Annotated in this window: 10 protein-coding genes and 1 riboswitch; all 10 genes read right to left on the bottom strand. The window is 42.2% G+C overall.

Features of this window, described 5'->3' with window-relative positions; translation table 11 throughout:
• Positions 1 to 8: 8 nt before the first annotated feature.
• Positions 9 to 962 (bottom strand): methylenetetrahydrofolate reductase [NAD(P)H], encoded by a 954-nt coding sequence (gene metF / locus PY092_RS05980; RefSeq protein ID WP_275614932.1) that lies wholly within the window; start codon positions 960 to 962, stop codon positions 9 to 11.
• Between the two features lie 69 nt (positions 963 to 1,031).
• Complete coding sequence (gene metH / locus PY092_RS05985) at positions 1,032 to 3,710, bottom strand: methionine synthase (protein ID WP_275614933.1); 2,679 nt, start codon at positions 3,708 to 3,710, stop codon at positions 1,032 to 1,034.
• Between the two features lie 9 nt (positions 3,711 to 3,719).
• The gene (locus PY092_RS05990; RefSeq protein WP_275614934.1) at positions 3,720 to 4,721 is read right to left on the bottom strand and encodes a homocysteine S-methyltransferase family protein; all 1,002 of its coding nucleotides are present in this window, start codon (positions 4,719 to 4,721) and stop codon (positions 3,720 to 3,722) included.
• Positions 4,722 to 4,791: 70 nt separating this feature from the next.
• Positions 4,792 to 4,932, bottom strand: a riboswitch (SAM riboswitch).
• 142 nt (positions 4,933 to 5,074) lie between these two features.
• Entirely contained in the window at positions 5,075 to 5,836 is a 762-nt protein-coding gene (locus PY092_RS05995) for an SDR family NAD(P)-dependent oxidoreductase (RefSeq protein WP_275614935.1), read from the bottom strand.
• An 84-nt stretch (positions 5,837 to 5,920) separates the two neighbouring features.
• Positions 5,921 to 6,838 (bottom strand): helix-turn-helix domain-containing protein, encoded by a 918-nt coding sequence (locus tag PY092_RS06000; RefSeq protein WP_275614936.1) that lies wholly within the window; start codon positions 6,836 to 6,838, stop codon positions 5,921 to 5,923.
• Between the two features lie 90 nt (positions 6,839 to 6,928).
• Positions 6,929 to 7,990: an NAD(P)/FAD-dependent oxidoreductase gene (locus PY092_RS06005; protein WP_275614937.1), complete on the bottom strand. Its 1,062-nt coding sequence runs from the start codon at positions 7,988 to 7,990 to the stop codon at positions 6,929 to 6,931.
• Positions 7,991 to 8,038: 48 nt separating this feature from the next.
• On the bottom strand, positions 8,039 to 8,818 hold the full coding sequence (cobA, locus tag PY092_RS06010) for a uroporphyrinogen-III C-methyltransferase (RefSeq protein ID WP_275614938.1): 780 nt from the start codon (positions 8,816 to 8,818) through the stop codon (positions 8,039 to 8,041).
• On the bottom strand, positions 8,811 to 10,901 hold the full coding sequence (locus PY092_RS06015; RefSeq protein WP_275614939.1) for a HEPN domain-containing protein: 2,091 nt from the start codon (positions 10,899 to 10,901) through the stop codon (positions 8,811 to 8,813). Before PY092_RS06015 ends, cobA begins: the two co-directional genes overlap by 8 nt.
• Before the next feature lie 63 nt (positions 10,902 to 10,964).
• Positions 10,965 to 11,588 carry a phosphoadenosine phosphosulfate reductase domain-containing protein gene (locus PY092_RS06020; RefSeq protein WP_275614940.1) on the bottom strand — a complete coding sequence of 208 codons (624 nt, stop codon included), beginning with the start codon at positions 11,586 to 11,588 and terminating at the stop codon, positions 10,965 to 10,967.
• A gap of 174 nt (positions 11,589 to 11,762) precedes the next feature.
• Complete coding sequence (locus PY092_RS06025) at positions 11,763 to 12,170, bottom strand: RrF2 family transcriptional regulator (protein ID WP_275614941.1); 408 nt, start codon at positions 12,168 to 12,170, stop codon at positions 11,763 to 11,765.
• Positions 12,171 to 12,178: the final 8 nt, after the last annotated feature.

A 12,178-nucleotide genomic window follows, 5' to 3' on the forward strand; every position in this document is an offset into this window, starting at 1 on the left:
GTAGGAAATTAAAAAAGTTCCTTGGCTATGGCCTTTACATTATCTGATTTTCCCATGGAGTAATAATGCAATACGGGCACGCCTGCTTCCCTTAATTCCTTGGACTGCTGAATGGCCCACTCCACCCCTACTTGACGTACTGCCTTGTTATCTTGGCATGCTTCCACAGCATCAATCAAATCTTGAGGAAGGTCTATGCTGAAAACATGGGGCAGCAATTGCAAATGACGTTTAACGGCAATCGGCTTGATTCCTGGAATAATCGGTATATCGATGCCCATTTCACGTGCGGCCCCAACAAAATCAAAGAACTTTTGATTGTCAAAAAACATCTGGGTGACCACATAATCTGCTCCCAATTCCACCTTTTGTTTCAAGCGTTTCAAATCGGATTGCAGGGATGGTGCTTCCATGTGTTTTTCTGGATAGCCTGCCACACCAATACAGAAACTACCCAAACCACTGGATTCAATGGTATCATGTAAATAGTTTCCCTGATTGATATTTTGAATCTGCTCTACCAATTCGGTGGCATACCGATGCCCTCCTTTGGTAGGTGTGAAGTATTTCTCCTCTTTTCGGGCATCCCCACGAAGTGCCATTACATTTTCTATCTCCAAATACTGACAGTCCACCAATAAATATTCAGTTTCTTCCTTGGTAAAACCTCCACAGAGCACATGGGGAACGGTGTCCACATCATATTTATGCTTCAATGAGGCACAAATGCCCAAAGTTCCAGGGCGGGTTCGTGTCATCTTTTTTTCCAACAACCCACCTTTCTCCTTATAGACATACTCTTCCCTTGAGGTAGTCACATCAATGAACGGAGGTTTGAACTCCATTAAAGGATCTATGTTATTGTACAACTCTTGAATGCTCTTTCCTTTTACGGGTGGTACAATTTCAAAACTGAAAAGCGTTTCTCCGTTTGCTTTTTTTATGTGGTCGGTAATTTTCATTTTACGGTTGTCCGTTAATCGTTTTTAGTTGATGGTTGAATCTTGGCAAACTATAATATCCCAAAACTATTACTCATCAACAATATTGGGAGCCAGCCACTTTTGGGCTTTCTCCAAATTTATATTTTTTCGCTCAGCAAAATCCTTTACTTGATCCTGCTTTATTTTTCCCAATCCAAAATACTTTGCTTCTGGGTGTCCAAAGTAATAGCCACTGACACTGGCAGCTGGCCACATGGCCAAGCTATCGGTCAATTTCACACCTATTTTTTCCTCTACCTCCATCATTTCCCAAATGGTCAACTTTTCCAAATGGTCTGGACAAGCGGGGTAGCCAGGCGCAGGTCTAATTCCTCTATATTTTTCTTTGATGAGTTCTGTATTATCCAATTCTTCGTCAACGGCGTAGCCCCAGAATTTTGTTCGTACCTCTTTGTGCAGATATTCTGCAAAAGCCTCTGCGAATCGGTCTGCCAAGGCTTTGATCATAATGGAATTGTAATCATCATGGTTCTTTTCGAATTCGGCGGCCAATTCTTGCGTACCGAATCCCGTGCTTACACAAAAACAGCCTATATAATCCTGAATTCCAGCATTTTTCGGAGCAATAAAATCCGCCAAGGCGATATTGGGAACCCCTTCGCGTTTTTTCAACTGTTGGCGCAGTGTTCTAAAAATGAAGGTTTCCCCATCCTTGACAACCTCAATATCATCATCATCAATTTGATTGGCCGGAAACAATCCAAAAATGGCCTTGGCCTTCAATAGTTTCCCACTCAAGACTTTCTTCAAAAGCACTTGGGCATCCTCAAAAAGTTCTCTGGCCTGCTCGCCAACGACCTTATCCGTCAAAATATCGGGATATTTACCGTGCAGGTCCCAGCTTCGGAAGAATGGGGACCAATCAATAAATTCTTCCAATTTGGTCAGATCAAAATCTTCCCAGACCTCAACGCCCAACTGGTTCGGTTTTTTTATGTCCGATGGATTCCAATCGATTTGAAGTTTGTTCTTCCGTGCTTGCTCCAAGGTCAAGTACTCCTTTTGCTTCCCACGCTTTAGAAACTTCTCCCTAAAACTCTCGTAATCCAGTTTGATGGATTTTTTATAGGTAACTGCTGTTTCGTGATGCAACAAGTCCCCTACCACTGTTACCGCTCTAGAAGCATCGTTCACATGCACCACTGCATTTCTATATTGTGGGTCAATCTTAACAGCGGTATGGGCTTTACTTGTCGTAGCTCCTCCGATCAAAAGGGGTACTTCAAAGTTTTGACGTTCCATTTCCTTGGCCAAAAACACCATTTCATCCAAAGACGGTGTAATAAGTCCGCTCAAGCCAATAATATCCACTTGCTCTTCCTTTGCCTTATTGATGATTTTTTCCGGTGGCACCATCACCCCCAAATCCACAATTTCGTAATTGTTGCAGGCCAGTACCACACTTACGATGTTTTTACCGATATCGTGTACATCACCTTTTACGGTAGCCATTAAAATTTTACCTGCTGCCTTCGCATTTTCGTCCTTGGATGCTTCGATATAAGGTGTTAAATAGGCAACGGCCTTTTTCATGACCCTAGCGGATTTTACCACTTGTGGCAAAAACATTTTTCCGCTTCCGAACAAATCTCCAACAACATTCATCCCGGTCATCAAATTACCTTCGATTACTTGCAAAGGCTTGGCTGCCTGTTGACGCGCTTCTTCCACATCTTCAATAATGTACTGATCGATTCCTTTGACCAGGGCACGTGTAATCCTATCTTGAATCGGTTCCTCCCTCCAGGATAGGTCAACTTTTGATTCTTTTTTGGTACCTACAACTGTCTCTGCGAACTCCAAAAGTCTTTCTGTGGCATCGTCCCTTCTATCCAACAGTACATCTTCCACATACTCCAACAGGTCTTTGGGAATATCATCGTACACCTCCAACATGGTCGGGTTAACGATTCCTATGTTCATCCCTGCTTTTATGGCATGGAACAAAAAGGCCGAGTTAATGGCTTCACGAACAGGGTTGTTCCCCCTGAACGAAAAGGAAACATTGCTCACTCCCCCACTTACACTGCAATAAGGTAGATTTTCCTTTACCCACCTGGTGGCTTCTATGAAATCGACGGCATTGCGCCTATGCTCCTCCATTCCGGTGGCCACTGGAAAGATATTGAGATCGAAAATGATATCCTCTGGTGGAAAATTGACCTTGTTGACCAGCACATCGTAGGAACGCTTGGCAATTTCGATTCTACGCTGCAAGTTATCAGCCTGACCTACTTCGTCAAAAGCCATAACAATTACTGCGGCCCCGTAGCGCTTGATCAACTTGGCATGACCGATAAATTCCTCTTCCCCTTCCTTGAGGCTGATGGAATTCACCACACATTTCCCTTGCACCACCTGTAATCCGGCCTCGATGATTTCCCACTTGGAACTATCGATCATGATGGGTACTCGGGCAATATCCGGCTCTGAGACAATAAGATTGAGGAATTTGACCATAGCTTCCTTACCATCGATCAGACCATCGTCCATATTAACATCGATGATTTGGGCACCGCCTTCGACTTGATTTCGTGCAACATCCAAGGCTTCGTCGAATTTTTCTTCTTTGATGAGCCGTAAAAACCGTTTGGAACCAGCTACATTGGTACGTTCCCCCACATTGATGAAATTACTATCTGGGGTTACGACCAAGGGCTCGAGGCCTGAAAGTTTTAAATATCGTTGTTCGTTGTTCGTTGCCATAAACTTAAGCTATGCTGGAGTCAGAAGTTTTCTCGGTTTATAATCTTTTACCACATCGGCAATGGCCTTAATGTGCTCTGGAGTGGTTCCACAACAACCACCAACAATATTCACTAATCCTTTATCCGCATATTCCTTGATCTGCACGGCCATTTGCTCGGGTGTTTCGTCATATTCTCCAAAGGCGTTGGGTAGTCCTGCATTTGGGTGAGCAGAAACGGCAAATTCTGATTTAGCCGACACCACCTCCAAATGAGGCACCAATTGTTTGGCTCCCAAGGCACAATTAAAGCCGACCGATAATATCGGGATATGGGAAACGGAAATCAAAAAGGCTTCGGCTGTCTGTCCAGACAATGTTCTTCCCGAAGCATCGGTAATGGTTCCACTGACCATTATTGGTACTTCAATATTGCGTTCATCCTTTACCTCTTCTATGGCAAAAAGGGCTGCTTTGGCGTTAAGGGTGTCAAATATGGTCTCTACCAATAAAATATCCACTCCGCCATCGAGTAAGGCCTCTATCTGTTGTTTATATGCGATACGAAGTTCATCAAAAGATACAGCACGGTAGCCAGGGTCATTAACATCTGGCGACATACTGGCCGTTTTATTGGTAGGGCCAATACTTCCCGCTACAAACCTAGGCTTGTTTGGATTTTTTTTGGTGAATTCGTCGGCTACCTCCCTTGCAATCTTAGCGGATTCAAAATTCAATTCATATACCAATTCTTCCATGTGGTAGTCTGCCATGGCGATGGTAGTACCAGAAAAGGTATTGGTTTCAATAATGTCCGCACCGGCTTCCAAAAACTTCCGATGAACTTCTTTCACAGCTTCAGATTGGGTCAAGGACAACAAATCGTTGTTTCCTTGAAGATCACTTGGCCAATCCTTGAAACGTTCTCCCCTAAAATCGGCTTCATTGAATTTATAGCGTTGCAGCATGGTGCCCATTGCCCCATCCAATACTAAAATCCGTTTCTTCAATATGTCTTCAATTTTTTCCATAGTACAATCTTCCTTCAAAAAAGGGTGTTATGAAATCAAGAAAAGTGGGTGGATACGGTGTTGTATTCCTTCGTTATCCTTCCCCTTACAGGTTAAACTTCCTAAAAGGTCTTGAAAAAATCCAAGACAAGGGTAGAATGTAGCACCTTCTCGAAGTCGAGGGTTGCTAAGGCTTCACAGGGTCCAATCCCTCCACCTTTCTTGATAACACTTTCAATTTATAAATGAACTGAACTGCAAAGAAACGGCACTCCTTAGTGAAAAGCAAAAAAAGCCCTTGAATTTTTAGAAAACAAACAATAAAAAAACGGATTGATCACTCAACCCATTTCTTAATATTTTCTGTGATGTTCTTACACCATCATTCCTCCTGAAACCTCTATGCGCTGTGCATTGACCCACTTGGCATCCTCGGTACATAAAAAAGCAACAACTCCTCCAATGTCACTAGGGATTCCAACTCGACCCAAGGCAGTAAAATTGGAAATGGCCGCTCTTTTATCCTCATCATTCTTGTTGGTACCGCCTCCAAAATCCGTTTCAATGGCTCCTGGCGCCACCACATTCGACCTGATTTGACGCACCCCCAATTCTTTGGCCTGATATCGGGTCAGGGCCTCAATAGCCGCTTTCATTGAGCCGTACACCGAATAGCCAGGAAATGAAAAACGCGCCAACCCGCTTGAAATATTCACGATACCTCCCCCATCCGAAAGAATGGGCAAAAGTTTCTGTGTCAAGAAAAATGCTCCTTTAAAATGAATGTCCACAAGAGCATCCAATTGTTCTTCAGTAGTCTCGGTAATCGGTGCGTTGATTCCAATTCCAGCATTGTTAATCAAGTAATCAATTTTTGATGTCCCAAAATGAGAATCCAGCACCTTTTTTACTTCATTCACAAAAGCATCAAAACTGTTGTTTTCTGCCACATCCAATTGGAGCGCATATGCTTTTTGACCAAATTTTTCAACTTCTTTTACAGTTTTGTCCGCCTCTTCATTATTACTTTGATAGGTAATTAGGACGTTCAAACCTTTTTCGGCCAATTTGATAGCCATATTTTCTCCCAATCCACGGCTACCACCTGTGACCAATACTAATTTTTCTTTGCTCATTTTATTTGATTTTTTGATTACAAAACAAAATTAGCTGGATATGCCTTTTGGAGATTGCAAGCATCAATCCCTTTTTTGCAAAAATCAAACTTTGACGGAAGTCCTAAACTTCATTGGGGATAAGTGTGCGTGTTTTTTAAAGAAATTGGAAAAGTGTGCCACCTCTTCAAAACCTAGACTGAATGCGATTTCGGATATGTTCCAGTCAGTGTTGTTGAGCAGTATTTTGGCTTCTTCAAATATTCTGGCATGAATAATTGCTGTTGTAGTGCTCCCTGTGGTCTCTTTAAGTACTTTATTTAGATGATTGGCGTGCACAGCCAAGCGTTCTGCAAAATCGTTGGCTGTTTTCAGCATTAATCTTTGGACTGGAGCATTTATAGGGAATTGCCTTTCCAACAACTCCACGAACATATCGGTAATTCGAATCGCTGCATTTTTTCCACTTGCTTGTGGTTGAACTGGATGCAACTTTTGACCTATATGCAACAGTTCGATCACATAAGCACGGATCAAATCGAACTTGAAGGGATAGTCGGACGAGAGTTCCTTGTCCATTTTAGCAAACAGCCGTTCGACTTCCCCATAATCCTCATCGGAGATATCGAGTATGGGATATCCTCCAGGTTGGAAGATGGGCAATTTTTCCAAAATAATCCCGCTTTTATCTTTAGATAAAAAGCTTTCCGTAAACACGCAAAAGTAACCTGATTGCTCCTCTTCTTGTGGCACATAATTATAGGGGATCTTTGGTGATGCGAACAATAGGGCCTTGTCTTCGATATGAATAATCTTATCTGCATATTCAGCTCGATTTTTACCATTGATAAGGCTAATTTTAAAGTATGCCCTTCTATCATAGCGCATTTCTCCTTTGTTCAACCGTGTACGATATTCGGCAATGTTAAAAACATTGAAATGCCCAATGTCCTTCCCAATGTTCTCAGGAATGGGCAAACCAAGATTGCCGTAAAAATCGCTTAATGTGAACGGAGTTGTCATACGCTTGTAAAATTCAAATATACCCTAAAAACAGAAACACCCTCCAAAATCACTTATGGAAGGTGTTCTCTCTTCTAAAAACAAATGATATTAGTTGATGCTCTGTACAACTTCTTTTTTGGCTTCCTTTTTGGAGCCATCAAATCCTTGCACGCCACCAACGGTAGTATACTTCATCACGAATCGCTTATCTGGATTGATAATTTGATAGGCATACTGGCACATTACGGCCGCTTCGTGAAATCCAGAAAGAATCAATTTTAATTTACCAGGATAGGTATTGACATCCCCAATGGCAAACACCCCTGGAAGATTGGTTTGATAATCCTTGGCATTGTTCACCTTGATGGCATTTTTTTCAATTTCCAAGCCCCAATTTCCAATAGGTCCCAATTTTGGAGACAATCCGAACAATGGAATAAAGTAATCGGTTTCCACATAAGTTGGTTCTTTTTCTTCATCGTTATATTTGATAACAACAGCATGAAGGTCATCCTTCCCATGGATTTCTTTCACTTCGGCTTTCGTATACAATTGAATCTTGCCCAACTTGGCCAACTCACGAGCTTTCTCAACAGAATCAAGAGCTCCACGGAACTCATTTCTACGATGCACCAAGGAAACTTCGGAGGCTACATCGGCCAAGAATATGGCCCAATCCAATGCAGAGTCACCTCCACCGGAGATCACCACTTTTTTATCCCGAAACTGCTCGGGATCCTTGATCATATATTCCACCCCTTTGCTTTCAAAGAGTCCAATATTTGGAATCAGAGGTTTTCTAGGTTCAAAAGATCCCAATCCTCCTGCAATAACCACTACGGGAGCATGGTGCTGTGTCCCCTTGTTTGTTGTCACAATATAGGAACCGTCTTCTTGCTTGTCCAAGGTTTCGGCACGTTCCCCCAAAGTAAAACCAGGCTCGAACGGTTTGATTTGCTCCATAAGGTTATCCACCAAAGTACCTGCCAAAATTTCTGGATAAGCTGGAATATCGTATATGGGTTTTTTAGGATAGATCTCTGAACATTGCCCTCCTGGTTGTGCCAAGGCATCAATTAAATGACACTTTAGTTTAAGCAATCCTGCTTCAAAAACGGTAAACAAACCTGTGGGCCCCGCTCCTATTATAATGATGTCTGTTTTGATCATAACTCTACATTTAAATCCTCTCGACTAGACTCGAGCTGACATATTGATTTATACTTTTTCAAACAATTTTTTTCCCTGATTTTGATATTCGAGTTGAATATCCAAGATATTTTGACGATGGTTGACCACCTCGCCAATAACTATAATGGCTGGATTGGACAACTGCTGCTCCTTTGCCTTGTGCTCAATTGAAGCAACAGTGCCAATACCGATTTTCTCGTTTTCCGTTGTTCCATTTTGAATAATGGCCACTGGTGTCTCTGTTTTTCCCTCTTCTTTGAAGAGTTCCATAATTTCCCCCAATTTGGACATTCCCATCAAGATAATCACGGTAGCGTTGGATTTTGCCGCCAGAGCCACATCATTTGATAGTTTATGCTCCTTTGTGGTTCCTGTAATGACCCAAAAGCTTTCGGCTGAACCTCTTTTGGTCACGGGAATATTTTGTGATGCCGGCACGGACACCGAGGATGAAATCCCTGGCACTACCGCCACTTCCACTCCAAACGCTGATGCGTGTTCCATTTCTTCGGCGCCTCGTCCAAACACAAAGGGGTCTCCGCCTTTTAACCTTACCACATGTAATCCCTGTTGAGCACGCTCAACAATCAAATCATTGATCTGTTCTTGCTGATAGGAATAGCATCCCCTGCGCTTGCCCACAAATATTTGCTCAGCTTGTGAGGCGTGTTCCAACAACTCGGAATCAACCAATGCATCATACAAAACGACATCTGCATTTTGTAAGGCCTTAACTCCTTTCAGTGTTATCAAATCCACATCTCCCGGACCTGCACCCACTACCGTCAACTTTCCTCCTCTACGCATGTTCCAACTCCATTTTTCTGAACGTTTCCAAACGCTGCAGCACCGTTTTGGCATCTTCCAAATAGCTTTTTGCAAATGATTCGGATGGTTCGTTTTTGTTCAACTGAAGAGCTATTTTATCAAACCCGCCCTCTAAGGCAATTTTTCCTGTTCCCACATACAGCTTATCAAAATCCTTGATGATACTCGCATGGGTATTGGTCTTCACTTTTTCCGCGGTCAACAATGCCTTGGCAGAGTTTACAATGGACTGATAAGAATAGTAGATACTTGCCGCCCATTTGCCTTCTTTGATACCCTCTTCGGCACTTTCAATCTTCTCCTGGCTTTCAAAAAACAAGGTAGCCACGAGGTCTACAATAACCCCTGCACATTCCCCAATCCCTATCTCTTTTTTATATTTTTCCTCATTGCCCCAGTCAATGAAATCTTCTTGGGTCAGGTTATCCACATCGGTCAATGGTTTAAGGAAGTCATAGAAATAAATCTGTCCCTTTTCCTCATAATAGTCAGTGAACGATGCTCCATTCCCGTTGGCTTCGAAGTCATCCAAAATAAGACGCAATGCTTGTGGCCCCCTTTTACTTGGAATCTTGGCCACTTTATCTGCAAACCTTGCTTTACCGTCGCCATAGTTTCCACCTCCCAACAAAACCTGAAGGGCTGGTGCCACCAATTTATCCTTAGTTCGAACAGACATGCCTTGAAACCCGATATGGGCCATATTGTGCTGTCCACATGCATTCATACAACCACTGATCTTGATGACGACATCCGGGTTTTTGATGTACTGGGGGTATTCCGCTTTGATAACCTTTTCCAACTCGTCTGCAATTCCCGTACTGCTGGCAATACCAAGATTACAGGTATCGGTTCCTGGACAGGCTGTAATATCCAAAGCCTTGTTATAACCGGCTTCGGCGAAGCCCAGTTTTTTGAGTTCCTGATAAAAGAAAGGAACCAGTTCCTCCTTAACATAGGGTATCAATATGTTTTGCCTAAGTGACAAACGAATCTCACCTGCGGCATAATCTTTCACCAATTTGGCCAACTCACGGGCTTTATCTGTATAGAAATCACCTAAAAGCACTTTAATACCGATGGCTACATAGCCTTCTTGTTTTTGAGGAACCAGATTGGTCGACTTCCATTGTTCAAAAGCTTCTTGGTCTTCAATTGAAACTTCTGGCGTCTCAACCTCAGCGATATTTACTTTTGGATAATCCTCAAAGTTGATGGGATAGGTTTGATGGGGAACGGCGATTTGTTCTTCTTCCAACAATTGTTTAAATCCATCCAAACCAATATCCTTCAACAAAAATTTCATTCTGGCCTTGGCCCTACTCTTACGCTCCCCGTATCTATCAAACACGCGAATAACACCTTCCATTAATGGAATAATCTTATCGGTAGGCAAAAAGCCATAAAGCTCATCAGCGTGTCGCGGTTGAGAACCCAAACCACCAGCCAACATCACTTTAAAACCTCTTTCACCATCTTTTTCCTTGGCGATAAAACCAAGATCGTGCATGTAGGACAGTCCCGTATCTTCATCACTGGCAGAGAAGGAAACCTTGAACTTTCTTCCCATTTCCTGTCCGATCGGATTACGTAGGAAATATTCAAAAACCGCTTGGGCATAGGGAGAAACATCAAATGGTTCATCCATATCGATTCCAGCCGTTTCACTTGCGGTTACGTTTCGAACTGTATTCCCACAGGCTTCACGTAGGGTTACTTGATCCTTTTCCAATTGCGCCCAAAGTTCCGGGGTACGTTCCAAATCCACATAGTGAATCTGGATATCCTGACGGGTAGTGATGTGCAAACGCCCTCTGGAATATTCATCGGAAACATCGGCGATTCGAAACAACTGATTGGAGGTCACTTTACCGTAGGGCAACTTGATACGAATCATTTGCACACCCTGTTGACGTTGTCCATAAACCCCACGGGCCAATCGAAGACTACGGAATTTTTCCTCATCCACTTCACCACCTTTGAACTGTCGGATTTTTTTCTCCAATTCGATGATGTCCTTTTCTACAACTGGATTTTCTATTTCTGTTCTAAAACTCTGCATATTCTACTATTCCTATCTTTTTAATAGATTAATAAACAAAAATGATTTGGATATTATATCCATCTATTGAAGATGAATGCCACACTCCCTGCTTTCCAAAGCTTTTACCGGATCAAAATATGTGCTGTTCTTAGGTAGGTTATGTGCATCTAAATAAGAATCCAGTTCTTCATCTGTCCAATAGTAAAAAGGGCTTATTTTGAGAATTCCATCTTTGCTATAACTTAAAATATCTTTAGAGCTTCTTAATTCGGTCTGGCGTATTCTAATGTTGGAAAACCAAATATCCGGTTTAAAATCCGCCAAAGCTCTTCGGAAAGGCTCAAGCTTCACAATCTCTGAGAATTCGGCATGCTCTGGCTGGTCTACCGAAGGAAATCCCAATCGATGTTCGGTAAAAGCCTTTGTTTCTTTTGGAACGTAAGTGTTTAGATTAAGATTGAGTAATGAAGTTAGATGCGAAGCATGCTCATAAGTTTCAGGTAGGTTATAACCTGTATCGCACCAAACCACATTGATACCGGGATCTTCCAGACTAAATGTATTGAGTAGTACCGCAGAGTACTTCCCAAAGCTTGTGGTTACAATTCTTTTTTTCGACAATTGAAGAGCCCAACTGATAATTTCTTCAGGTGGTATACCCCTAAATTGCTTGTTGTAATAATCCAAATCAATATCGAGTGCCATAAAATATAAAGTCTATCGTTTTACTAGAGTTTTCAAAAATAAAATTATTTTTTGGAAGAAAAACCAAAATGAAGTTTAAAATTACTTTTATCCCATCGTTTTAGTAGATTATATACAAATAAGGGTTGATTTTTAAAAAAATCTTATTGAATAAGCATAAATTTTCAGAAACTTTTACAGCAAATCGGCCAGTGTATTGTTCCTATATACCTCTAATGCACTGTCCCTTACCTGCAACATGAGTTTGTGAACGGAGCACTCATCCTCATCCGGGCAGTCGTCACATTTTTCGTAGAAGTTGAGGCTCACACAAGGTACCATAGCAATCGGGCCTTCCAGCACTCGCATTACCGTGGTCATGTGGATTTCTTCGGGCTCCTTAATTAGGTAATACCCGCCCCCTTTTCCTTTTTTGGATCCCAAGAGGCCATTTCTTCGAAGGGTCAGCAAAATACTTTCCAGAAACTTTTGGGAAATATTCTCACATTTGGCAATTTCCGCAATCTGAACAGGCTCCCTGTCCTTAACTTTTGCGAGATAGGTAAGTGCTTTGAGTCCGTATTTTGTCTTCTTGGAGAGCATCACACGAA

The organism is Flagellimonas yonaguniensis (assembly GCF_029193885.1).
In the GTDB taxonomy this organism is placed as follows: domain Bacteria; phylum Bacteroidota; class Bacteroidia; order Flavobacteriales; family Flavobacteriaceae; genus Flagellimonas; species Flagellimonas yonaguniensis.